Source organism: Faecalicatena faecalis, assembly GCF_012524165.2.
GTDB classification, from domain to species: domain Bacteria; phylum Bacillota; class Clostridia; order Lachnospirales; family Lachnospiraceae; genus Faecalicatena_A; species Faecalicatena_A faecalis.
Map to the genome: position 1 here is coordinate 16,057 of NZ_JABACJ020000001.1, position 25,546 is coordinate 41,602.

Here is a 25,546-nt window from a genome sequence, read left to right on the forward strand (position 1 = left end):
AGAGCTACATGATAAGAATGTATGATTGTATAATGAAGAAAAAGAAGGGGGAGAAGCTGACCAGCCAGGAAATTAGAGAGATGGTCTCCGGTTATGTGAAAGGGGAAATCCCGGATTATCAGATGTCCGCCATGCTGATGGCAATCTGTTTTCAGGGGATGGACCAGGAAGAAATCACGGAACTGACGATGTCCATGGCCCAGTCCGGGGATATGGTTGACTTATCCTCTATCCCCGGTGTGAAGGTCGATAAGCACAGTACCGGAGGGGTTGGGGACAAGACCACTCTGATTCTGGGACCGATCGTTGCAGCATGTGGTGTGAAGGTGGCTAAAATGTCAGGCAGAGGCCTAGGACACACGGGCGGCACCATCGACAAATTGGAATCCATTCCGGGATTTCGTACTTCTCTGGATCAAAAGGAATTTTTCTCTATTATCGACAGGGTGGGCTTTAGTGTGGCAGGGCAGACAGGAAACCTGGCCCCCGCAGACAAGAAGCTGTATGCGCTGCGCGATGTCACAGGGACGGTAGATAGTATTCCTCTGATTGCCGCTTCCATTATGAGTAAAAAGCTGGCGTCTGGAAGTGACTGTATACTGCTGGATGTCAAGGTAGGCAGCGGTGCCTTTATGAAGACGGTGGATGAGGCAGTAGAGCTTGCGAAATGCATGGTATCGATTGGAGAAAAGTGTGGTAGAAAGACGATTGCCATGATTACGGACATGGATATCCCTCTTGGATGTGCTATTGGAAATTCTATGGAAGTGGCAGAGGCGGTGGAGACCCTTTTGGGCAGAGGCCCGAAGGATCTGTACGAGGTCTGCATTGAGCTTGCCGGAAATATGCTGTATCTGGCTGGGAAGGGAACCATTCGTGAATGCTGCAGTATGGCAGAGGAAGCGGTGGCAGATGGCCGGGCGCTTGAAAAGCTGAAAGAGATGGTGGAAGCTCAAAGCGGGGATGTCCAAGTGATCCAGAATCCGGCAAACTTTGAAAAAGCACCTTATTCCTATGAGGTGACTGCTAAAAAGGATGGGTATGTGACACATATGGATACGGAAAAATGTGGAATCGCATCCGTGGCTCTGGGCGCAGGCAGGGCGACCAAGGAGAGCAGCATTGATTACGCAGCAGGAATCACGCTCCGTAAAAAGACGGGCGATGCAGTAAAGCAGGGAGACGTACTGGCCACGCTTTATGCTTCATCTAAGGGATTGTTCCAAGAAGCGGAAGCTTTGCTTACGAAGGCTTATGAAATCGAGCCTGAGCGTCCTAAGGAGGAGCCTTTGATCTATGCAAAGGTAACTGCGGAGAGCGTCGAATGGAGGCAGTCATAAGTGAAACGAGTATTTTTGATCGTCCTGGACAGCTTTGGAATCGGATATGAGCCAGATGCAGATCTGTTTGGCGATGTGGGGGCAAACACACTGCATAGTGTCAGCAGATCGAAGGCATTCTCAATCCCGAACATGGAAAAAATGGGACTGCTTCGTATCCAGGGAACAGAGGTGGAAGACCAGGTAAAAACATATCAGAACGAGCCAGAGGCCGCATTTGGCAGACTGCGGGAAAAGTCTGCTGGGAAAGATACCACGGTGGGACACTGGGAGATTGCCGGATTGATTTCAAAAAAGGCATTTCCCGTCTACCCCAACGGATTTCCTGATGAAATCATCCGGGAATTTGAAGAAAGAACGGGGAAGAAAGTCCTATGTAATCGTCCTGCTTCCGGGACAGAAGTCATCCGGGACTACGGGGAAGAACAGATGAAAACAGGTGGGCTGATCGTCTATACATCTGCGGACAGTGTTTTCCAGGTGGCAGCGCACGAAGGAATCATTCCGGTGGAGGAGTTGTACCGGGACTGTCAGACTGCCAGAGAGCTTCTTAAGGGAGAACATGGGGTCGCACGGGTGATAGCTCGTCCGTTCGAAGGGGAACCAGGGGCGTTTCGAAGAACAGCGAACCGTCATGACTTTTCCCTGGAACCATCTTCGGATACCATGTTGGATTATCTGAAACGAGAGGGCCTGGATACGATTGGCGTTGGAAAAATTTCTGACATTTTTGCAGGGAAAGGGATTTCCCGGCGGATACCGACCAAAAGTAACACGGATGGAATGGAGCAGACCTTAAAGCTTTTGAAGGAAGAATTTCATGGGTTGTGTTTCGTCAATTTGGTCGACTTTGATATGGTCTACGGACATAGAAATGATGTAGATGGTTATGCAAGGGCCCTGAACGAATTTGATACATGGCTGGGTGTTTTTCAGAAAGGCATGCAGGAGGAAGATGTGCTGCTTGTCACGGCAGACCATGGATGTGATCCCGGATTTCCGGGGACTGATCATACCCGGGAGTATATTCCTCTTCTGGTTTATGGAAAACCAGTCAGAAAGGGCGTGGACCTTGGTTCCAGAGAAACATTTGCAGATATCGGGAAGACGGTATTAGATTATTTTCATATTTCAAATCAGTTAGATGGAGAATCAATGGCAGCAGAAATGCTGGTATAAGTGACATGAGGATTACTGCAATATAGGAAATTGATAAAGTGTATGATGAAAGAAGCAGATTACGGTCGGATAGACGTCAATCTGCTTCTCTTTGTCATACAGCTATTTTCTATAAGAGAAATGGGAGGCCTGGGAATAGGACTTGTATTCTAAGTACAGATAAATACGCCCGCTTCCTTGGTAATATGGAATCCTCCCGTTGTTTTTTTCTTCACATAAGAACGGAACTCCTTGTAGTGTTCCAGGATATACTGGTTCTGATTGCCATGGCAGGAGAGAATATAGGAAATCAGCGGTTCCGGTTCCGGTATCACAAGAGAATCCTCATAAAGTGTCCACGCTACCTCAGAAAAATAGGGGGCAAGAATTTCCGTGCCGTTTTCCCGGCCGAATTTATTATATAATTTGTCTGCAGACAGAACAATTCGGTCATCAAATCCTTCCACCAGATGGCTGACCTCTTCCATATGGTGTCTGCTGTAGGCGCTGCACAAAAAGCGTCCGCCTGGTTTCAGGATTCTTCTTACTTCTCTGCATACTTGGGCAATATCATCACAATAGAACAGTACATGGTTGGCAATGACCAGATCCATACTATTATCTTCATAAGGAATCTTGGAGCAGTCAAAGACCTGAAAAGAGAACCGGGGGTCATCCGCTCCGACCGCACGCCGGGCATCACGCAGCATTCCTTCGGATATGTCAGAAAGTGTGATTTGGATCTGCTTCGGAATCAGCGCCAGATTTTCCTTCCAAAGTGTTCCATCCCCGCATCCAATCTCTAATACGTTCATCCCTGCCTGGATTCTGCTCTGTTCATAAATCCAGGGGAACCATCCCTTGGGATTCTGGGAATAGAGATTGTGGAGATTGATACGGGCGGAAATATTAGAGGCATTCTGGTATTGGTTCTTCAGACTATTCTCCATACCTGTCAGGTGGATCAGGTTCAGCATCTGACTCCAGTCAATGTGGTGTTCTTTCTGGATGGCACTGGCTGTATCCTGAATTGCCTTTTCGACAAGCTGCATCTGCTCGATGCGGTCCTGGACCAGCTTTAGCTGGATATTCAGGGAGTTCAGCATAAAATGATAATCCGAGTCATCAATCGTCATCTCCCGGATATCATCCAGGGAGAATCCAAGATATTTCAGTAGAAGAATCTGCTGAAGACGGGCGAAATCTTCGTCCGTATAAAACCGTGCCCCTGCTTCTGTGACATAGGAGGGCTTCAAAATATCCTGTTTATCATAATAGCGGATCGTGCGTAAGGTCACATGTGCCATACGCGCGAATTCGCCGGAAGAATAGTATCCTGCTTTTTTCATGGCTCATTTCCTTTCATAGATAACAATATTATAAAGGGAAAAGGAAGAAGTAGCAATGAAGAAAGTATGGACAGACGGTATTTTTGAAAGGGCGGCCTTATCTCAGCGTTTCGTGTAATGGCGCAGAAACGCTTCTTGAAGTTGGTCATCAATGAACCGGTCATATGGTGTGCTGCAATGTAAAATGGCGAATAGAACAAAGGCAATCAGGCAGAACAAAGCAATACTGATAAAGAAAATAAAACAGATCATAAAGCCCCTCCTTATGATATTTGGGTATTCTATATTATATGCAGAGAAAAGGGAAAAAATCCTGGGAGAAGTAAATTGTGATGAGTACATTATAAATGACAGAAAAATGGAACACTTAGAGGATTCGTTTTAGTCTCATGGATAGAAAAACCGCGCCCCGGCTATCTACGCGACAGCCGGGGCGCTTTTTAACTTCATCAAGGAAGTTAGGAAATGGATAATGAATATTCACCTTGAATGAAAGCTCATTTGAAATGAACCTTATTTATTAGTTACAAATACGAATTTCACTTCTCCATCCATACCATCGGAGATTCCAGAGAAGTTCTTATATTTCTTTGAGGCATCCATCATTGTATTCAGCTTATCCAGCATTCCTTCGATATCCCCGTCGAATGCACTTACGAGTTTCTGGATTCCTTCTTCATTGAACTGGATCATTCCATCATTCAGTGTCTTAGCACCGTCATCCAACTGTTTGACGCCATCGATTAAAGCGTCAGAACCGGAGTTCAGGGTCTGGATCCCATCAGCCAGTGTTCCTGCACCGCTGTTCAGTTCACCTGCACCAGCGGATAACTGGGAGGCACCAGCGGAAACGCTCTTGGCACCCTCATTTGCATCAGCCATTTTCTCATTCAGGGTAGCAGCTCCGTCATTCACGTCTGCGGCACCTGTTGAGAGCTGGTTCAAACCATTTACGAGACCAAACTTACCGTCGATTCCGTTGAGGAGCTGGGAGGTACCTGCTTTTAATTGGGATACGCCGGCATTCACCTGGGCACTGAGTCCATTTTCTCCGTTTACGCCTTCGTTCAGCGAATTGATTCCGGCCTTGATACTTGGCACATTGTTGGCTGGATCACCAGTATTGAGCGCGGCATCAAGTGCCTGTGCACCAGCGCGGATACTTGCTGTATTTGTGGTGGCATCGCCGTCATTCAGAGCAGAGCTGATAGTTTGTGAAACACTTCTAATGCTTGGTGTTTCTCCGCTTCCGGTATTGAGGGCGGCATCCAATGTACCAGCGCCAACGGCCAAATCGCCTGTGGTCAAGGAATCATGCAGAGCCTGCGTTCCATTTGCTAAGGCTTCGGCCATGCCGACTGGGGTCTGAGGAATCTCCGCTGCCGCTGCAGCATTTTGTGCGGAAACTTCATTGCGCTGTTCCTGTTCCCAAGAAAGGGAAGCAATGACAGAATCTAGGGCCCCTAAAGTATCCTCAGATACATTCTCATCGGCAGACAGGGAATCCCGTAATGCCTGTAACTGTGCAATTTCATCATAACTATCTGTAGTATCAGCGCTGTATGTGACAGCAGTATTGCCGCTCAAAGCAGTACATAGCTGGTTTGCAAGATAGTTCAACTGACCGACCTGTTCACCCGCAGTTTGAATCCCACTATTCAACGCAGCAGCCCCATTAGCTATTTGCTGTATCCCGCTGTTCAGTCCTGCGGCTCCGTCAGCTACCTGCTGAATTCCAGTATCTAAAGCAGCAGCTCCGCCAGCCGCCTGTGTGATTCCTGTATTCAGAGCAGAGACGCCCTGACATAGGGCAGGAAGCTGTGCACCTAATGATTTCTGCATTTCCAGGACTCCAGCATCCAATGTCTTTACGCCTGGCAGCAGTTCATTAGAAACCTTATTGGAGACCAGGCCCAGTCCGGCATTTAATTCCTGAGTCCCAGCGCTCAATACACCAGTTCCGTCAGCAAGCTGACTTGTTCCATCGGCCAGTGTCCAGCTTCCGTCAGCCAGAACATTGCTTCCGTCCAATAGCGTTTCTGTTCCGGCCTTCAGAGTCTTGCTTCCATCCGCCAACTGTCCGATTCCATCCTTTAGTGTACCAGAAGAGGATAACAGGGTATCCAGTCCCTTTCTAAGTTCACCAGATCCGTCCACTAACTGGTCAGCACTATCCTGCAGTTTATTCATAGAGCTCTTCAAATCGGACAGATCATCCAGCTTATCGGTATCCAGCTCGTTAAAAACTTCGTTGGTAGCGATGGTGATTCCCTCTATGGTCTCATAATCGGTGACATCCGCTTCCATTTCAAAATAATCCGGGATATCCAGGTCTTTGACACCAAGGTTCGACTTCATCTCAGGCAGTCCCATTCCCAGTACCATGTCACGATCTCCGTCGGAAACCAGCTTGCCGTTCGTTACCTTTACATTCGTGAACTTATCAGTATCCAGAATCAGTCCGGTGATCATCAGGAATGGAGTATATTCATTCCCGGATTTTCCAGTCGTGTTTTCATATTGATAGCGCATGACAAGATGGCCGCTCTTTCCATCCAGTTCATCAGCACTGACATTTTTTCCGTCCAGTTGATAGGTGATCTTTACACCGATCGGGAGTGTCTGGCTGGTCGTTCCCTGGTAGCAGATGTCCTTGCTGTCACCATTCCAGGTAAGATCGCTGCTTTTCTGTGAAAATTTCTCGTCTCCCTTGACGTTCTCTATATCCTTCAAGGTAGAAACATCCTTGATCTCGCTCTTGTCTGTTACATTTTTTAATTGATCAGATACGGTCACGGAAGTCACAGCACCGCTTCCATCTATTTTGGCATATACAGTCTCATCCTTGAGCGTCTTTACATCAGAAGTGGATTTCTTATTAGATTTTGAATCGGACTTATCAGCGGACGCCTCGGTTTTTACGTTATTATCCTTTGCATAAACGACAGTAGAGGCGGAAGATAATGTTCCGGCGACCATAGTCATTGCGAGTACAATTGCTACAAGTGTTTTATATTCTCTGTTTTTCATTTTCATGAACCTCCTGTGAAATCAATAATCTATTTGCAAACAAAATGAAATTGATCATATAACGGTAAGCTTAAGCGTTCGCGCAGGCTTCATCCGTCTCCTTTTCTTTTTTCTTAATGCAGACACGCATATCCTTTGTGGTTGCACAGATGACCTTGTCAAATACCATCAGCATAGAAGGCAGGATGAAGATAACTGTGAACATGCTGATGATCGCGCCTCGTGCCATCAAGGTACAGAGTGCGGAAATCATATCGATATCGGAGTAGAGCCCGACACCGAAGGTCGCCGCGAAGAATCCCAGTGCAGAGACGATAACGGAGCTGACTGATGCGGAAAGTGCGATTCGTATGGATTCCTTTTTCGCCTTTCCTTTACAGCGTTCCTTCTTATATCTGGTCGTCATTAGAATCGCATAGTCAACTGTTGCACCCAGCTGAATGGTTCCGATGACAATGGATGCGATGAACGGCATCTTGGTTCCCGTGAAGTAAGGGATTCCCAGGTTGATAAAAATCGCGAACTCAATGACGGATACAAGGATGACCGGCAGTGAGATGGACTTAAATACAATTGCAATAATAATGAAGATGGCAATAATGGAAATCGCACTTACAACTTTGAAATCCTTATCTGTAATCGTAATCAAGTCTTTCGTACACGGTGCTTCCCCGATCAGCATTGCAGAGGAATCATATTTCTTAATGATGTGATTGAGCTGCGTACATTGTGTATTGACCTCATTGGTTGCGACCTTATATTCCGACTGTACCAGGATCAACTGCCAGTTCCCCTCTTTCAAGGTATCGGTCAGCTCCGAAGGAATCACATCCCGCGGGATGGCAGAGCCAAGAAGGCTGTCGAGTCCAAGTGCGAACTTTACGCCCTTCACGTCGGACATTTCATTCAACATTGCCTTTGCATCCTTTGGTGACAGATCCGCGTTCGCAAGCACCATATGTGTAGCGTTCATATCGAATTCATCTGCCAGCTTTTCATTGGCCTTGATGCTCTCCAGATATTTCGGAAGTGTTGCATCCAGGTTATAGTAGACCTCCGCCTTACTGTATCCCCATAAAGCAGGGAAGAGCAGCACGATGAAAATCAGGACGAAAGCTTTAAAATGTTTGGTAATGAATTTGGCAGGCCGTTCCATGCTCGGTATCAAGGAGCGGTGCGTTGTTTTCTGTATCAATTTATCAAAAATCAGAATGAAGGACGGCAGGATTGTGATACAACTGATCACACCGAATATGACACCCTTCGCCATGACGATTCCCAAGTCCTTTCCAAGAGTGAAGCTCATGAAGCACAGTGCAATGAATCCGGCAACTGTCGTGACGGAGCTTCCGACAACAGAGGAAAAGGTGTTGGAAATGGCATGTGCCATCGCACGTTCCTTATCTCCCGGGAACCGCTGCTGGTTCTCCTGGTAGCTGTGCCATAAGAAGATCGAGTAGTCCATCGTAACACCCAATTGCAGGACTGCACTCAACGCCTTCGTAATATAGGAAATCTCTCCCAGGAAGTAATTGCTTCCCATATTATATAGGATTGCCATCCCGATGCTCAGCATGAAGAATACGGGAAGAATCCAGCAGTCCATGAATACGGAAAGGACGATACAGCTTAGGATGACTGCGATCAAGACGTAGATCGGAGTTTCCTTCTCGGAGAGCATCTTGATATCAGTCACGACTGCAGACATACTGCTTAAGTAGCACTGCTTATTCGTCACACTGCGGATTTCTGTGATAGCATCCATCGTACTGTCTGCCGAAGTCGTATCATCAAAGAAGATGGCCATCAATGTAGCGTTGTCGGTCTTGAACACATCCTTGAGCTTATCAGGAAGTACATCGATCGGCATGGAAAGATCTGCGATGGAGTCATACCAAATGACATCTGCGACTCCGTCTATGTTCTCGATCTTTTCCTTGACTGCGGCAACATCCTTGTTGCTCATGCCTTCCACGACTTCCATCGCAAAGGCGCCCTTGCCGAAATCATCCATCAGGATATCCTGCCCCTTCATCGTATCAATATTATTGGGCAGATAATAAAGTATGTCGTAGTTGACTCTGGTCTTCAAGAATCCCAAAGCCGATGGTATCAGAAGTAAAATGCCGAGTATCAGGATCACGACCCGATACTTCACTATTTTCTTACCTACTTTAACCATGTGTAATGCCTCCCTTTTTCATTCTTTTTTTAAATAGTGATCTTGCAAATAACACGTCTCTTTATATTTATGACCTTTAGTCAGTTTTAAGACTAAATGTAATATACAGCAAAAATGACCATAAGTCAATAATTTTTAAGAAAAAAGTTGACTTTTGGTCATTTTGAAATTATAATGAAGAAAATCAAGTACAGCATAAGTGGATGAAACATTAGAAACATCAGTAAAACAGATGCAGTATCAGTTGAGGGAGTGAGGAAAACTATGGGAAAAGTTGATGACAATAAGCAGCAGAAATTGGAGTCATTGTTCAAGAGCGCCTATGACCTGTTTCTGACACAAGGGATTTCCAAGACATCCATCCACGATATTGTTCAGAAAGCAGGAGTAGCGAAGGGAACCTTCTATCTATATTTTAAAGACAAGTATGAGATACGGGACAGGCTGATTGCCAAGACCGCGGGGCGGCTTTTCATGTCGGCCCATGATGCACTGGAAAAAGCACAGATACCTGCATTTGAGGACAAGATCATATTTATCGTGGATTATGTTCTGGATGAGATGGCGAAAAACAAGCCGGTACTCAGGTTTATTTCCAAGAACTTAAGCTGGGGGATCTTCCGCCAGGCCATTACAAAGAATGAAGCAGATGCGGATGTCGATGTGATGGGATTCTTTAATAAGCTTGTGCAGGAGAATCCTGATATCAGGCTGAAGGCACCGGAGACGATGCTTTTCCTGATCATAGAACTGGCAAGTTCTACCTCTTACAGCACGATTCTGGAGAATGACCCCATCAGCTATGAAGAGCTGAAACCTTACCTGAATGAAAGTATTCGGGCAATCATTAGAAATCATGTAACAGCATAGGGATAGAGGCATAAAAAAGAAGATGCCCGAAGAAGGACCAGGGACGCAGCCGCTTAGACTACGTTCCTGATTTCATGAATTCCCGGTACTGTCCGGGCGTATATCCCGTCTTTTTTCGAAATAACTGACTGAAGTAACGGGAATCTGTGTATCCTACGTTTGCAGCCACTTCGTAAATCTTAAGGTCGATATCCAGAAGATATTGCTTCGAAGCTTCAATCCGCACATCAATGATATATTCCTTGATTGATGTCTTTTCTATATTCTTAAATAAAGTACTTAGATAGCAGGCAGACAGTCCAATCTCAAAGGCAATGGATTCCAGGGAAATATCGTGAGCGTAGTTCTCTTGAATGTAGGCTTTGGCTCGATCGATCAGCTTCCTGCTTTTGGTCGTCCGCATCTGTTCGATTTCTCGGATAGAGCCGGTGATATAGTGGCTCAGGATATTCTTGATCTCCTCCAGATTAGTGCAGCTCTTGATTTGAGATACCACCTCCTGAGAAGGAATATGGCCTAGGTCAAATTCTTGGTTCAGCGCATTGGAAAGATAGTAATATAATTCCAGGAATTTGTTTGTTGCCAGGCTGCGGTCTCCATGAAGCTGCAGTACATTCAGGTAAAAGATATTCAAATATTGTTCGCAATGGGGCAGATCGCACAGTTTCACATATTTTAGCAGGTCCTCCTGAATATATTTAAAGTTAGGGATTGTCTCACCCGTATTGCGAAGCTCCACGTCTGTGATGCAGATGATTTCATTGAAGCCGATATAAAAGGAATACTTGCTGGCAGCGATGGCGTCCTTAACGGACTGGCGCAGGGATGATATATTCTGTACGGTGGTGGACAAGCCAATGGAAAAATGCCGCGGATAATTAAAATCCAGGTATTGGCGGATACGGTCGGCAAGATGATAGCTTCTTTGATGCACTTCTTCTATTTGTGTATTTTCAGAGGACAGAATAATCGTGATTGAGCTGGTATCATAAAAGTAGATCGTTTTAAAGTAATCCCCAATAAATAGCATTATCGTCTGTGCCAGCCTGGACACATTCAAGAAATCTTTTTCGACTGCCTGGGCTTCATCGTTATCCTGTGAAAAATCGATATAGAGAGATTGGTAGGATTCGTTCAGGATATCGATATTGAACAGGCGGAATGTGGAATCGATTATTTCCAGATGATCCAGATTTTCCCGAATAATCTTAAAAAACCATTCCTGCATCAGAGGAAGACATTCCTGGAGCTGCTCCTTTAACATAAAATCCTTAGCTTCCGCTTCTTTCTCCTTTTCCAGAATTTCCTGTACCTGTGTCAACTGATCATACAGGTCCTTCTCATTGATCGGCTTTAACAGATAGTTGAATACATTGTAGCTCAGTGCTTTCTGGGCATAAGTGAAGTCATCGAACCCGGACAGAATGATGACCTTGGTGTGTGGCATGGTGACCTTGAGCGTGTCGCAGAGATCCAGGCCGTTGGAAGCCCCCATACGGATATCTGTAATGACCAGATTGGGATGTGTCTCCCGGATGATCGTGAGTGCCTGCTGATTATTATTGGCCGTCCCCACGATTTTGTGTGGAATATCAAATGATGAGATAATTTTAATCAGGTGATGGATAATTAATTGCTCGTCATCTACTAATACAATATTTAACATCTTGTCCTCCTATAATACACTTTTATCGATACGGATGACAGCCGTGACGCCGCCGTCATCATTTTCCTCATATGTCAGGTCTGCGTGTTCCCCATAGCAGTTCTCAAGGCGCTGATAGACGTTCTGAATACAATAGAAATTCACGTTATCCTCTTTATAAAGCGTCCGCCGCCGTACCAGATAATTCAACATCTCAATATCGCTCCCCCAGCCATTGTCTGCAACAGACAAATAGAGTTGCTCGTTGGTTTCCTTGACCGTGATGGTAATCAGACCAAGGTAGTCTAAATCCTTGAATCCGTGTACAATGCTGTTCTCCACAAGCGGCTGCAGAATCAACTTGATGATTCTGTAATCTGGCAGTGGAGAGGGCAGATTAAGACGCAGCTCGATTTGATTGGCATATCGAAGCTTCTGAATTTCTACATAAGAGCTGACCTGTTCGATTTCCTTTTCTAACGTAATATAATTATTCCCATTATTCAGGCTGCTGCGAAGGAATTTTCCCAGTCCGGTGATCATCAGGGCGGCATGCTCATTGTCTTTGGTGGCAATCAGGGCACTGATGGATTCCAGGGTATTATAGATAAAATGTGGATTCATCTGAGACTGCAGAGCTGCCATTTCCGCCTGTTTGAATTTCAGCAGGGTCTCTTCCCGGGATTTGATCAGTTCCTCATTTTTGACGAGCATACCATTATAAGTATCATATAATTGATTCACTTCAATGCAGTTGTGTACCCCGTGTCCAGATGCAGGTTCCATTTTCTGCATCTGCTGGCAGAGACTGTGTACAGGCAGAGAGATCTTCCGGCTGCTTTTCCTTGAGAGCAGGGCGGCCAGTAGGAGCGCAAACGCAAAGACCAAAGTGATCGGAAGCAGATTCTGCAGTGTATTTTTGTAGAGTTCGAAGCTGCTGATGACACCTGCTACATGCCACCCCTCGGTGATAATCGGGAACTCTACGACCAGGTGTGAATTTGCAAGATGTTCCTTGTGGTCCGGCAGGCTTTCTGTGATGATGACGGGAACCTCTGTATACGGATGGAGAAGCAGTCCGTCCGCCTCGATCAGAGCATAGCCTTTATCTCCAAAGGAAATGGAGCCCAGGTGACGAATCAATTTTTCAATCGTTACGTTTGCCTTGATGACGCCCAACTGGCGGGTCGTATTATTGATGTCATAAAGGATACGAGCGGCACAGAGCGTCGGCTTTGGAAAGGTCTTTGTATCTACGAACCAATAAGTCTTTCCATTGGCCTTCAAGGTGTTCTGAAACCATTCAAAGGAAGAGACGCTTCCAGCAGAAAACAGAGCATTATTATACCGGGAGGTGGAGGAAAAAGCAGGCAGGAAGCTGTCCGGTTCGTAGGCAAAAATCTGCATCGAATCCAGATTCTTTTTAAATAAGTCCACGGAAAATAATGTCTCGTTGATCTTCGTAAGCAGCATTGTGCTGGGATGTTTATTCAGCTCTTTTATCCGGCCCTGCAGCTCAGAGTCAGCATGGGTCAGCGTTAGATAGTCTTCGATCATCTGTGTATGCTTATTGATGTTGATCTGCGCCTGTTTCAGCGATTCATACATGTTCTTCTTCTCATTGGAAAGAGTTGAGGAGGCATCTAGTATGGCGCTGAATATACTGATTAGTAGGGCAGCAGTGAGAATCAAATACATATAATTTCGGAATAATATTTTTTCCAAGGTTTTCTTTGAATCGTTTTTTGAGTGCTTGGACATGCGTTTCCTCCTTTCGGCTGTGTGAGAGATTAAAGGGTTCTGCGGATCTTTATAAATACAAGAGATATTTCTTAGTATGTAAGGATTATACATTTTTTAAAGAAGGAAGAAAAGCGTTTGAAAAAAGTCGAAAGAAAACAAACAAAATAGAAAGTTTACCATATTTTATTTCTGTCCAAATTGAACTAATATTCAAATAAGCCTTTTGGAAAGACGAGAAAGGAAATGCATGATCCGGATGATAAATGCAGGAAATAAGAGTAGGGAAAAGAGGTTGGAAAATGTACCGACAGGAATATGATGTGATTGTCGCCGGTGGCGGGACTGCCGGGATAGCGGCCGGATTGTCGGCAGCGAGAGCTGGTGCACATGTGCTGTTGATCGAGAAGAATTCTTATGTTGGCGGGACTGCCGCATCGGGACTTCCGTTCATCGACTTTTTTAACAGGGATGGAAAGCAGATCACTGCAGGAATTGCAGAGGAGCTGATGAAACGTCTGTTCCAGGAGAAGGCGGCACTGGGGCATATCCGTACCAGCGGAGGGCATCTGAATTCAGTGACCATGATCGATCCGGAATGGGTGAAGATCACGGCAGAAGAGATGCTGTTAGAGAGCGGATGCGAGCTTCTATATCACTCCTTTGTCTGTGGGGCAAAGGTAGAGGAAGATTGTCTGAAAAGTATTGTGGTCGCCAATAAGAACGGGCTGACAGAGTTTCGGGCAGGCTGCTTCATCGATACCACGGGAGACGGCGATCTGGCAAAATTTTCAGGGGCACGCTACCATCTGGGAAGAGAGAGCGACGGGCTCTGCCAGGCAATGAGCCTTTTATTCAAATTAGGAGACGTGGATGTGGAACGGGCGACGTCCCTGTTTTCTGAGAATCCAATCCCAGCCTGTCCTGTGGGCGGTGATCATGAATATAATCTCCACATCAGTGGGAAGCTTTCGAAATGGAACGATATTATTTTAAAGGAAGGAATTTTTGAACATCCCGATCACAATATCTGGGCCGGGACTATGCGGGAGAATGAACTGACTTATGTAAATACGATCCGGGTCAGTGAAAAAAATGGAGCTGACGCGTATGAACTGTCTGAGGCGGAGATCGAAGGCAGGAGACAGTTGAAAAAGGTGATTCGTTTCCTGAATGCATATGTGCCGGGGATGGAGAAGGCGCATATTACCAGTATTCCGAATGGAATTGGAATCAGGGAGACAAGAAGGATTGACGGAGAGTATATCCTGACAGGTGAGGATATCATAGAAGGACGAAGATTTGATGACTGTATCGCCAGAAATGGTTACTGCATCGATATTCATGATCCAAAAGGCCAGGGATGGGGCGTATCCCGCATTCAAAGTGAGGAGCAGAGTTATGATATCCCATATCGCTGTATCGTTCCGGCCAGGATCGACAACCTGCTGGTCGCAGGCAGATGTATTTCTACAACGGCAGAGGCTCTGGCGTCTACCAGAATTATGCCGTCCTGTATGGCCCTTGGGCAGGCAGCAGGAGTAGCAGCATCCATGGCGGCAGATAGAAAGCTTGCACCGAGAAAATTAGATGTGAAAAGCATACAGACGATTCTGCGCGGCAACGGCGCTCTGATTTAAGACAACAGGATAGAATGAGAGGCAGAGGGATTCTGTCAATTGAGAGAGGAGAACGTTATGAAAAAGAAAATTTTAAGTTTATTGTTATGTGCGTCCCTGGCATTTGGTCTGGCGGCATGCGGATCATCAGGGAAAGAGAAGAAGAGTGATTCATCCTCATCTTCAGAAGAAGTCGTGTTAGAGTTCCCGAGCTGGCAGGCGACAGAACCGGGATTCCAGGAATTTTGGGAAGAAGCGGTTGCAGAGTTTGAGAATCGGCATGACAATGTAAAAATCAATCTGTACCAGGTCCCGTTCGACAGTTATGTGGACACACTGACGACTCTGTATGCAGCGGGGACCGCTCCTCAGATCACACATATTCCATCCAGATATTTTGCACAGTTTTCAGATATGGGATGGTTTGAACCGCTGAACGATCGACTGGAAAAGACAGACATTCTGGATAGATGGAGCAGCCTTCAGGATGGGCTTACTGTGGATGACGAGTACTATGGAGTGCTCCTTCTTGGAAATGGATATTCCATGTATTATAACAAAGCAATGTTCGACGAGGCTGGAATAGATATCCCGACAGACATTGACTCCTTTATGGAGGCGGCGAAAACTCTGACCAAGGACGAGAATGGAGATGGTGACCCGGAAGTCTATGGCTTTGGAGCATGTCAGGTGACAGATGCCAATTTCTATAATGAAGCAACGACCTTTGTCGTAGGTATGGGCGGAAAATGGTCCGAGGACGGTGACCTATCCTCAATGACATCTGACAAAACAAAAGAGGCGATGAAATTATATCAGTCTTTATTCCAGAATAATTATACCCCTGTCGGACTTTCCGTGGAGCAGAAGCGCCAGTATTTTGTGGAAGGCAAGATGGCAATGATTTTTGACGGTCCGTGGGTCGCATCATTGATTGACAGCGCGGCAGAGGATGTGAAACCAAACCTGCTCGTATCTACGATTCCGTTTGAGAATGTTCCGGGCTCCATGAGCAACAGCCTGCATATCCCGGCAACGATCAGTGACGAGGAAAAGGATCTTGTATGGGAATTCATTCAAATGGTGGCAGAAGACGATTTCCAGAAATTATATATGGAAAAGGTAGGTTCTCCATCACCAAGTAAGACTGCGGTCGATGAAGAAATTCTGAAAGAGAACCCATTCCTTGGCCAGTTCGTGGAGGATGCGGAAAAAGCCCAGGAAATTCTTCCTTCCGGGTATGAGAAAGATTATAGTGAATTTACACAGTATATTATTGACGGTGTGATGACAATGGTAACAGAACCTTATGCAGATGTGGATTCCACTCTGGAAAATATGAAAGAAAAGATTACGAACGAATTAGGAAAATAAGGAAAGCAGGGCTGCCATCAGGGCAGCCCCCTGCTTATCAGGAGACATAAAACTGTGTTTTGAAAGGATAGATGGAGGTGCTCTTTTGGCTGCAAAAGTAAAAGTTTTGAAAACAAAGAGCGAGAGAAAGAACCATACCATGGCTGTCACATTTGCTCTTCCGGCAGCGGTCTTTTCTCTGGCGTTGATTATATATCCATTATTTACCACAATTAAACTGAGCTTCCAGGATGTCAAATTCATTGGAAGCCTGACAGATGATGCGAAGGGATTTACAGTGGCGAATTATACAAAGCTGTTTTCCAATGCGGATTTCTGGAACGCTCTTGGAAGGTCGATTCTGTTTACTTTTTGTGCATTGTCCATCTCCTTCCTCATTGGGCTTGGGCTGGCAATTCTATTGAATAAAAAGTTCCATTTCCAGAAACTGGTCCGTACATTGATCCTGCTTGCATGGCCAATTCCAGGCGTGATCGTGGGTCTACTATTCACATGGCTGTTTGACGGCAACTATGGAATCATCAATACGATTTTAAAATCCTTACATATCATTGATCAGAATGTGAAGTGGATTTCCACCGGGAATACAGCGATGATTACCGTGATTACGGCTACTATTTGGAAAAGCTACCCGTTTTTTACGTTGACGCTGCTGGCAGGACTAAAGGGGATTTCAGAGGACTATTACGAGGCAGCCAGTATAGATGGAGCAAATGCATGGCAGAAATTTACGAAAATCACACTGCCGGCCCTGCAGTCCGTTATTGTCACTTCGCTTCTGCTCAACGGCCTTTGGATCTTCAGAAATTATGATCTTGTATACACCATTACAGGAGGCGGCCCGAACCAAGCGACTGAGACTCTGCCGCTTCTTTTATATAATCAGGCATTTAAATACTACAATATGGGCTATGCATCCACAATTGGAATGATCAGTCTCCTGGTCTGCTCCATCTTTGTGATTCTGGCGATGCCGTCCCTCAAAAAACAATTTTACTAAGGAAGGAGAGGAAAAGGTATGAATACATTTAGTCATAGAAGATCCAGACGTGCCGGGATGTATGCGCTGATCATTTTATCTGTGGTCATCCTTGCATTTCCGCTATATTGGATGGTAGTGACCGCCCTGACGACAAGGAGTGCTCTTCTGGATAATATCAGTGTCCTGCCCAGCCTGGGAAATATGACACTTAGCAATTTTACAAAAATCCTGGATGCACATCCCATCCTGACTTGGTTTGGTAACTCCGTCTTTGTCACCGCATTTTCCACGATCATAGCAATCATCGTTTCTACAATGGCGGCGTACAGCATGTCAAGGTTCAGGTATAAATCCACGAATTTCCTGGGATTTTTCCTGCTGGTAGTCAGGATGCTGCCGGAGACACTGCTTGTCGTACCGCTTTACATGATGTTTACGAATATGAGGCTGATCAACAATTATGCCTCATTAATTATCAGTAATATTACATTTATTATTCCCTTTTCAACGTGGATGATGAAAGGATATTTCGACAGTATTCCGACCACTTTGGAGGAAGCGGCAAGAATCGATGGGTGCAGCAGAATCCAGGCAGTCAGGAAGGTGATTGTACCCCTGGCAACTCCGGGGATCGCAGCGACAGCTACATATTCTGCAATTCTGGGATGGAGTGAGTTCTTATTTGCAAGGACCTTCATTACCCAGCCGGACAAATGGACGATCACAGTGGGGATTTCGTCTCTGATGGGAGAGTATACGATTATTTGGGGAGAAGTCATGGCGGCCGCGGCAATCTCGATTATTCCGATTGCATTGGTGTTCATCTTCCTGGAGAAGTATATGGTGGCCGGTGTGACAGCAGGGGCTGTAAAAGGATAGAGAAGCCGGAGCGTCCTTTTTATTTACAAAAGAGGAATTGGCCGTTATAATAAAGAAAAACAAGGAAGAATATATTCTGATATTCAAGTAGGCCAATTGGAGGTACAACATGGAAAACAGACGTGTAAAATGGGGCGTTCTCGGAACCGCCGGCATCGCATGGGAGCAGACCATCCCAGGAATGAAACAGGCCTATAACTGTGAATTATATGCGATCGCAGGCAGAAGCACGGAAAAGGTAAAGCAGTTCCAGGATGAGTTTGGTTTTGAAAAAGCCTATAATTCCTATGATGCGCTCCTTGATGATGAGCAGGTAGAAGCAGTATATATCCCGCTTCCAAATCAGCTTCATAAGGAATGGGCAGTGAAGGCAGCGAGAAAGAAAAAACATATCCTATGTGAGAAGCCTCTGGCACCGACTGCGGCGGAGGTGAAGGAATTGGTGCAGGTATGTGAACAGGAGGGAGTCCTTCTGATGGAGGCTTTTGCATATCTTCACAGTGATGCAACAAAGGAGATTCTGGATAAGGTACATGATAATGTAATAGGAAAGCCGCAGTTCATGGAGTCCTGTTTTTTCACCCCAAGCTATGAGCAGGAAAATATCAGGATGCGCAGAGAGACTTTCGGTGGAGGCACATATGACCTGGGATGCTACAACATCAGCCTGATCTTAAGCGTATTTCAGGAAATGCCTTGTCAGGTCAGGGCAATGGGCGGATTTATGGAGAATGGTGTAGATGATTTCTCAGCGGCATACATGGTGTTCCCGTCCGGGGCGAGAGCCAGTGCAGAACAGGGACTGTGTTCCCCGCAGCGTGCTGACCGGTACTATATATATGGTACAGAAGGTGCACTGGAAGCGCCGATCAGATTCAATCAGGAGGGAGCGTTTACCTATCTTATCCATAAGAATGGAAAGACAGAGACGTTCACATCCTCTGTAAAGAGTAATTACCAGTTGGAAACAGAGCAGTTCGGGCGATGTATCCTGGAGGGAGAGAAGCCGTGGGTGTCAAATGAATTTTCTGTAGAGGTGGCTGAGGTGATGGATCAGGTACTTAAAGAAATTGGATACTAAAAATAGATGTAAAAATAGATGCAAAATAAGAAAAAGGCTTGACTTCCAGGCTTTCGCTATGGTACAATGCTCTAGCGAATGGAAGTAGGTCTTTTTTTTATGCCTAAAATTAGATGGCTTCGCAACCATCATGTAACACGTAGTGAATAAGAAAAAAGCGAGGTGGAAGTTGTGCGCACAAGAATCACATTGGAATGTACAGAATGCAAACATCGTAACTACAACATGACAAAGGATAAGAAAACACATCCTGAGCGCATGGAGACTAAGAAGTACTGTAAGTTCTGTAAATCACACACACTGCACAAAGAGACGAAATAGTCGTTGGAAGGAAGTGGATGTCATGGGTGAGAAAACAGCCAAAACTCAGAAGAAGAGCTGGTTCAAAGGGCTTCAGGCAGAGTTTAAGAAAGTCATTTGGCCAGACAAGAAAACACTTGCAAAACAGACCACGGCAGTCGTTTCAGTTTCTGTATTATTAGGAGCACTGATCACTGTGATCGATGCCATCTTAAAGTATGGAATTGATTTATTGGTTAAATAGTTAGCCGTAGCAGAAAGGTGATTTTATGTCAGAGGCAAAATGGTACGTAGTTCATACCTATTCCGGGTATGAAAACAAGGTCAAAGCTAATATTGATAAGGCAATTGAGAACCGCCACCTGGAAGACCAGATCCTTGAAGTCAGAGTTCCGATGCAGGAAGTGATTGAACTCAAGAATGGTGTCCAGAAAGCAAGTCAAAAAAAGATGTTCCCGGGATATGTCATGATTCATATGATCATGAATGATGACACATGGTATGTAGTTCGTAATACCAGAGGTGTGACAGGATTTGTTGGTCCTGGATCAAAACCGGTACCGCTTGAGGAAGAGGAGATGGATAGACTTGGAATCAAGCAGGAGAATGTCCTGGTAGACTTTGAGGTTGGTGACACCGTGACCGTATTAAGCGGAGCATGGGAAGGTACTGTTGGCGTCATCCAGTCATTGAATGAGCAGAAACAGAGCCTGTCTATCAATGTAGAGCTTTTCGGGCGTGAGACGCCTGTAGAGCTTAGTTTCGCAGAAGTAAGAAAGATGGATTAAAAACCGTGGGAGGGATTCATGTCCCGCCAATACCACAAGGAGGTAATTAAAAATGGCAAAAAAAGTAGAAGGTTATATCAAATTACAGATTCCAGCTGGTAAAGCTACACCAGCACCACCGGTAGGTCCTGCACTTGGACAGCACGGTGTTAACATCGTTGAATTTACAAAGCAGTTCAACGCAAGAACAGCTGACCAGGGAGACCTGATCATTCCTGTTGTTATCACAGTATATAATGACAGAAGCTTCAGCTTCGTGACAAAGACACCACCGGCAGCAGTTCTGATTAAGAAAGCATGCAACATCAAATCTGGTTCAGGCGTTCCGAACAAGAACAAAGTTGCTAAGATCACAAGAGCTCAGGTAGAAGAAATCGCTAAGACAAAGATGCCAGACTTAAATGCTGCAACAGTAGAGGCAGCTATGAGCATGGTTGAAGGTACTTGCCGTTCTATGGGCGTTGTTGTTGAAGACTAAACGAAGTTGAATAAAGTGGGAGGGGCTCGATCCCGACAATACCACAAGGAGGTTATTTGAAATGAAACGAGGAAAAAAATATATCGAAGCTGCAAAACTGATCGAGAGGGGTAACCTTTACGAGAAAGAAGAAGCAGTAGCATTAGTGAAAAAAGCAGCAGTAGCTAAATTTGACGAAACAATCGAAGCTCACATCAGAACAGGTTGTGACGGACGTCATGCAGATCAGCAGATTCGTGGTGCAGTTGTACTGCCTCATGGAACAGGTAAAAAGGTTCGTATCCTTGTATTTGCAAAAGATGCTAAAGCAGAAGAAGCAAAGGCAGCAGGAGCAGATTACGTAGGAGGAGACGAACTGATTCCGAAGATTCAGAATGAAGGATGGTTCGAATTCGACGTTGTTGTTGCTACACCTGATATGATGGGCGTTGTTGGACGTCTTGGACGTGTACTTGGACCAAAAGGTCTTATGCCGAACCCGAAGGCTGGTACAGTTACAATGGACGTAACAAAAGCAATCAACGACATCAAAGCTGGTAAGATTGAGTACAGATTGGACAAGACAAACATTATCCATGTGCCGATCGGTAAAGCATCCTTTACCGAAGAACAGTTAGCGGACAACTTCCAGACGCTTATCGATGCAATCATCAAAGCAAAACCGGCAGCTGTAAAGGGTCAGTACTTAAAGAGTGTTACACTGACATCTACAATGGGACCTGGTGTAAAAATCAACCCAATGAAGCTTGCTTAATTTCAAATAAGAATTTGATGACATAGTGAGATAAATAAAAGCCTTATGAGTCATGTTTTTAAAGCATGGCTCATAAGGCTTTTTATAATTTTAACTATATAGTTATAATAGAGTTTAGAAAAGACTGAACCAATTAGGTTGAGTCTTTTTTTGCTTTCGAAAAAATAATATTTACATAGATTCAGAATAAAATGAAAGTTATTGACAAGCATATTACATTGTGATATGGTATAACCATAAAGGTTATAACGTTATAATAATAAAAGTCATGACAAAGAAACGAAAATTAAAATTAGGAAGGAGAAGTGTATGAAAAGAAAAGCGGTTCGATCTATTATTGCTATAGGGTTGGTTGCAGTATTATTTTTATGTGGATGTGGGCAAAGTGAAAAAGAAAAGAAAGAGGGTACAACTGAGAAAAAGACAGAAAAGACGGAAAAGGCTGTAAAGGCAGAAGATATTAAAATTGGATACATAGTGAAATGCTTAAGCAATACATTTTGGCAGACTTATCAAGAAGGAGCGGAGGCAGCAGCGGAAGAACTGGGGGTCCAGGTTGATATAAGGGATGTTAAATCAGAAGATGACTATGTTGGTCAATTAGATGTAGCGCGCGGAATGGTGAATCAGGATTATGATGCTATTGTTGCAGCATCAATAACAAATACAAATCTGATCCCTGCTATTGCTGATGCAAATAAAAAAGGAATTCCATGGGTCGTAGTGAGTGAACTTCAAGATGAGGACGTTCTGAAAGAATATGATGCCAAAGTTACTTGCAACTGTCGACTGAGTTTCCATGATGAGGGAGTTATAGCAGGAAAATATGTTGCGGAACAACTTGGAGGAGAAGGTGAAGTGGCTATTATTGAAGGGCTTACGGGAACTACTGCGACTAATGAAAGGATTGCAGGTTTCAAAGAAGCGTTAGAAGGTACGAATATCAAAATCGTTGCATCACAGCCGGCAGACTGGTTAAGAGAAGAGGCAAAAGACGTTACGCTCGGTATTCTTCAGGCAAATCCAGAGATAAAAGCGATTTATGCTTTGAATGATACAATGGCATTAGGCTGTGTGGCAGCGCTGAATCAAGCTGAAAAACTTCAGGATGTACTTGTAATTGGTGATGACGGTACAAATGAGGCCTATGAATCTATTCAAAATAAAGAAATGGCAGCTACGATCGACGGCGTTGCCTGGCAAATTGCATATTTTAGTGTACATGCAGCTGTAAAGGCTGTTGTGGAAGAAAAAGAAACTTTAGAAGATTATGATTTAACACCTGGGTTAATTACAATTGATAACGTGTCGGAAGCAATGGAAGAAGCACCAAAACCTGTACAAGAAATGTTTGATATTAATAAAAATATTTATCTTCCAATTGAAGGTATTAAAGAATAGACAGAGCGGGGGAGGCTTTATAGCCTCCCGAGATGAGATGACAGGAGGTGAAAATATTGCAAGATGAGATCATGCTAAAGTTAGAACATGTTGTTAAGTCATTTCCAGGAGTAAAAGCAGTGGATGACGTGTCACTTGAGGTAAAAAAAGGCGAGATACATGCATTGTTAGGACATAATGGTGCAGGAAAGTCAACATTGGTTAAGATTATATCTGGTGCCTATGTGAAAGACTCGGGCACTGTTACGTTGGACTCAGAAGAGATCAATCTGACATCCCCACAGGCTGGCATCAAAAAAGGAATAGGTATGGTGTATCAAGAACTTGATTTAATACCTGACTTAAGTGGAGACGAGAATATCTTTTTGGGGCAAAATAAGTTTCGGAATAGATTTGGTTTGATTGATGCACAGAGTAGAAGACGGGAAGCAGAACGAATCATTCAGAATTTTGATATTGATATTGATTTAAGCCTGCCGGTTAGGAAGTTGGGGGTATCTAAGCAGCAGGTTATAGCTATAGCCAAGGCAATTAGCAGGGAGGCTAAAGTTGTAATATTTGATGAGCCGACTGCTGCATTAAACAATGCAGAGGCAGAATGTCTATTTGGCATTATGAAAAAATTGGCAGGACAAGGTGTTTCGATTATTTGGATAACACACCGGTTAGATGAAATTTTTGAAACGGCAGATCGAGTTACGTTAATGCGGGAAGGGAAATGGATTACGACAAAGGAAATAGGACAGATTACAATGAAAGAGATTGTAACAGAACTTACAGGGGTGACGGAAGAAGAACAAATTTCAACCGTAAATATAAGTAATAAGACGGATGAAAAGTTGATTTCTTGTCAGAACATTTCTGCTCAGAAGCTATTTCAAAATATTTCATTTGATTTGTATCGAGGAGAGGTGCTGGGAATTACGGGACTGATAGGGTGTGGCTCAACGGAGATAGCGAAAGCTCTTTTCGCAGTGAATAAGCTGAGTGGAGGGGAAATTTATATTAAGGGCAAAAAGATAGAACATTTTACTCCGAAAACTGCTGCTCAGAAAGGGATTGCCTATATTTCAGAGGATCGGAAAATGGAGGGATTGAACCTTAAGGGCAGTGTTCAAAATAATATTGTATTAACAATGAGCAAAGAATGGTCTAAATTGGGCTTTCTGAATCAAAAAAAAGAAAAGGAAAGCGCAAAAGAGATGGTTGAGACACTTGATATAAGAATATCAGACCTAAGTCAGACTGTTAATACATTAAGCGGAGGAAATCAGCAAAAAATTGTATTGGCAAAATGGCTATTAAAAAATGCGGAAGTCTTTGTTATGTGTGAACCAACCCGGGGGATTGATATTGGAGCAAAAAGAGAGATACATAAAATTATCAGGCAATTGGCAAAAGAAGGGAAAGCAGTACTGGTCGTATCCTCGGAAGTAGAAGAAATAATTGATACATGTGACCGTGTTATTATTTTATATGATGGAAGAGTGAAAGGAGAGCTGCTCTCAAAGGATTGTGCCAAAAAGAAGATGTTGGATACGATGTATGGAATCTGAGAGAAAGGATGTTAAGAGAAAGGGATGCTCGTGTATGGATATAATGAAAGGGAAATTGGGGAAGATTAAGGCAAGAAATTTTTTGCTCGTAGGATTCATAGCTGTTTTATGGGGGATTTTAACGTTTCTATCTCCTCATTTTATTAAAATTAGTAATATTTTGCTACTATTGCAGCAATCATCAATTGTGATGATTGCAGGAATAGGGATGACTTTTGCAATATTGACCAGCGGAATTGATTTGTCGATTGGATCAGTGGCTGCCTTATCCAGTGTTATGGTTGGAATTGCCATTACAAAGTGGGAGATACCGGTATTTTTAGCATTACTCATCGGCATGTTGACAGGAACATTGTTTGGAATGCTGAATGGTATTTTGATAAGTTATTTTAGGCTGCAGCCCATGATCTGTACATTGGGCATCATGAGCATAGCGAGAGGTCTCACCTATATATTGACCTCAGGGCGTTCAGTTTTTGTGACAGACTCATTATTAATTAAGATTGGAAATGGACGTATTTTGGGGATTCCTATTATTACACTTATTGCTTTGTTTATGTTTGCTGTTGGTTATATCATTTTGAATTATACTTTTCTGGGAAGGTGTGTTTATTGCTTGGGTGGGAATGAAGAGGCGACAAGACTTTCAGGAATCGATACAAGGAAAATGAAGACAATAACGTATTCAATATGTGGATTCTGTGCAGCAATTGTAGGGGTACTTTACGTTTGTACATTGGGGGCAAGTGAGCCAACTGTGGGTCAAGGGTTGGAACTTAATGCTACAGCTGTAACAGCAATTGGCGGAACAAGCCTTCTGGGAGGGGTTGGTTCATTAGTAGGAACGGTATTTGGTGCAGTTCTTATAGGGACAATAAATAATGGTTTATCCATACTAAATATAGTTTCTTATTACCAGCAGTTGCTTTTAGGAGTGGTAATAATACTAGCTGTTTTACTTGAACAATTTAAGAAAAAGTAGAGAGTAATGTCAAGTTTAAAAGAAACAAAATTAAAAAA

The 25,546-nt window shown here is 44.2% G+C and carries 22 protein-coding genes; 17 read left to right on the forward strand and 5 right to left on the reverse strand.

Annotated elements, in window-relative coordinates:
• Positions 1-11 precede the first annotated feature (11 nt).
• Together HGO97_RS00070 and HGO97_RS00075 are read left to right on the forward strand one after the other, a co-directional pair.
• Positions 12-1,340 carry a pyrimidine-nucleoside phosphorylase gene (locus HGO97_RS00070; protein WP_216239158.1) on the forward strand — a complete coding sequence of 443 codons (1,329 nt, stop codon included), beginning with the start codon at positions 12-14 and terminating at the stop codon, positions 1,338-1,340.
• Complete coding sequence (locus HGO97_RS00075; protein WP_216238211.1) at positions 1,341-2,519, forward strand: phosphopentomutase; 1,179 nt, start codon at positions 1,341-1,343, stop codon at positions 2,517-2,519.
• A 149-nt stretch (positions 2,520-2,668) separates the two neighbouring features.
• Here the strand turns inward: HGO97_RS00075 and HGO97_RS00080 are convergent, their stop codons facing one another.
• Entirely contained in the window at positions 2,669-3,847 is a 1,179-nt protein-coding gene (locus tag HGO97_RS00080; protein ID WP_216238213.1) for a MerR family transcriptional regulator, read from the reverse strand.
• Positions 3,848-4,031: 184 nt separating this feature from the next.
• Between HGO97_RS00080 and HGO97_RS00085 the strand changes: the two genes are divergently transcribed.
• The gene (locus HGO97_RS00085) at positions 4,032-4,232 is read left to right on the forward strand and encodes a hypothetical protein (protein ID WP_216238215.1); all 201 of its coding nucleotides are present in this window, start codon (positions 4,032-4,034) and stop codon (positions 4,230-4,232) included.
• Positions 4,233-4,360: 128 nt separating this feature from the next.
• Here HGO97_RS00085 and HGO97_RS00090 read toward each other — a convergent pair whose 3' ends face one another.
• Complete coding sequence (locus HGO97_RS00090) at positions 4,361-6,877, reverse strand: autotransporter outer membrane beta-barrel domain-containing protein (protein WP_216238218.1); 2,517 nt, start codon at positions 6,875-6,877, stop codon at positions 4,361-4,363.
• Positions 6,878-6,947: 70 nt separating this feature from the next.
• Positions 6,948-9,059: an efflux RND transporter permease subunit gene (locus tag HGO97_RS00095; protein WP_216238220.1), complete on the reverse strand. Its 2,112-nt coding sequence runs from the start codon at positions 9,057-9,059 to the stop codon at positions 6,948-6,950.
• A gap of 264 nt (positions 9,060-9,323) precedes the next feature.
• Here HGO97_RS00095 and HGO97_RS00100 point away from each other — a divergent pair, with 264 nt between their 5' ends.
• Entirely contained in the window at positions 9,324-9,929 is a 606-nt protein-coding gene (locus tag HGO97_RS00100) for a TetR/AcrR family transcriptional regulator (protein WP_216238221.1), read from the forward strand.
• Between the two features lie 58 nt (positions 9,930-9,987).
• On the opposite strand, the gene HGO97_RS00105 is transcribed toward HGO97_RS00100, so the two are convergent.
• Both HGO97_RS00105 and HGO97_RS00110 read right to left on the reverse strand, forming a co-directional pair.
• Entirely contained in the window at positions 9,988-11,595 is a 1,608-nt protein-coding gene (locus HGO97_RS00105; RefSeq protein WP_216238222.1) for a response regulator, read from the reverse strand.
• A 9-nt stretch (positions 11,596-11,604) separates the two neighbouring features.
• Positions 11,605-13,299, reverse strand: coding sequence for a cache domain-containing sensor histidine kinase (locus tag HGO97_RS00110; protein ID WP_216238223.1), 1,695 nt, complete (start codon positions 13,297-13,299; stop codon positions 11,605-11,607).
• A gap of 317 nt (positions 13,300-13,616) precedes the next feature.
• On the opposite strand from HGO97_RS00110, the gene HGO97_RS00115 reads away from it, so the two are divergent.
• The 13 genes from HGO97_RS00115 to HGO97_RS00175 all read left to right on the forward strand — a co-directional run bounded on the left by HGO97_RS00115 (position 13,617) and on the right by HGO97_RS00175 (position 25,508).
• Entirely contained in the window at positions 13,617-14,954 is a 1,338-nt protein-coding gene (locus HGO97_RS00115) for an FAD-dependent oxidoreductase (protein WP_216238224.1), read from the forward strand.
• 57 nt (positions 14,955-15,011) lie between these two features.
• A complete protein-coding gene (locus tag HGO97_RS00120) occupies positions 15,012-16,307 on the forward strand; it encodes an ABC transporter substrate-binding protein (protein WP_216238225.1) in 1,296 nt (431 codons plus the stop codon).
• Between the two features lie 85 nt (positions 16,308-16,392).
• Entirely contained in the window at positions 16,393-17,307 is a 915-nt protein-coding gene (locus HGO97_RS00125) for a carbohydrate ABC transporter permease (protein ID WP_216238226.1), read from the forward strand.
• An 18-nt stretch (positions 17,308-17,325) separates the two neighbouring features.
• Positions 17,326-18,168 carry a carbohydrate ABC transporter permease gene (locus tag HGO97_RS00130; RefSeq protein WP_216238228.1) on the forward strand — a complete coding sequence of 281 codons (843 nt, stop codon included), beginning with the start codon at positions 17,326-17,328 and terminating at the stop codon, positions 18,166-18,168.
• A gap of 109 nt (positions 18,169-18,277) precedes the next feature.
• The gene (locus HGO97_RS00135; protein ID WP_216238230.1) at positions 18,278-19,249 is read left to right on the forward strand and encodes a Gfo/Idh/MocA family protein; all 972 of its coding nucleotides are present in this window, start codon (positions 18,278-18,280) and stop codon (positions 19,247-19,249) included.
• A gap of 171 nt (positions 19,250-19,420) precedes the next feature.
• On the forward strand, positions 19,421-19,570 hold the full coding sequence (gene rpmG, locus HGO97_RS00140) for a 50S ribosomal protein L33 (protein ID WP_109732732.1): 150 nt from the start codon (positions 19,421-19,423) through the stop codon (positions 19,568-19,570).
• A 22-nt stretch (positions 19,571-19,592) separates the two neighbouring features.
• Positions 19,593-19,793 (forward strand): preprotein translocase subunit SecE, encoded by a 201-nt coding sequence (gene secE / locus HGO97_RS00145; protein ID WP_216238232.1) that lies wholly within the window; start codon positions 19,593-19,595, stop codon positions 19,791-19,793.
• A gap of 25 nt (positions 19,794-19,818) precedes the next feature.
• Complete coding sequence (gene nusG, locus HGO97_RS00150) at positions 19,819-20,337, forward strand: transcription termination/antitermination protein NusG (protein ID WP_216238234.1); 519 nt, start codon at positions 19,819-19,821, stop codon at positions 20,335-20,337.
• A 52-nt stretch (positions 20,338-20,389) separates the two neighbouring features.
• On the forward strand, positions 20,390-20,815 hold the full coding sequence (rplK, locus tag HGO97_RS00155) for a 50S ribosomal protein L11 (protein WP_216238235.1): 426 nt from the start codon (positions 20,390-20,392) through the stop codon (positions 20,813-20,815).
• Between the two features lie 61 nt (positions 20,816-20,876).
• The gene (rplA, locus tag HGO97_RS00160) at positions 20,877-21,569 is read left to right on the forward strand and encodes a 50S ribosomal protein L1 (protein WP_216238238.1); all 693 of its coding nucleotides are present in this window, start codon (positions 20,877-20,879) and stop codon (positions 21,567-21,569) included.
• A gap of 309 nt (positions 21,570-21,878) precedes the next feature.
• The gene (locus tag HGO97_RS00165; protein ID WP_216238240.1) at positions 21,879-22,970 is read left to right on the forward strand and encodes a substrate-binding domain-containing protein; all 1,092 of its coding nucleotides are present in this window, start codon (positions 21,879-21,881) and stop codon (positions 22,968-22,970) included.
• Positions 22,971-23,026: 56 nt separating this feature from the next.
• Positions 23,027-24,526, forward strand: coding sequence for a sugar ABC transporter ATP-binding protein (locus tag HGO97_RS00170; protein WP_216238241.1), 1,500 nt, complete (start codon positions 23,027-23,029; stop codon positions 24,524-24,526).
• 34 nt (positions 24,527-24,560) lie between these two features.
• Entirely contained in the window at positions 24,561-25,508 is a 948-nt protein-coding gene (locus tag HGO97_RS00175; RefSeq protein ID WP_216238242.1) for an ABC transporter permease, read from the forward strand.
• Positions 25,509-25,546 lie beyond the last annotated feature (38 nt).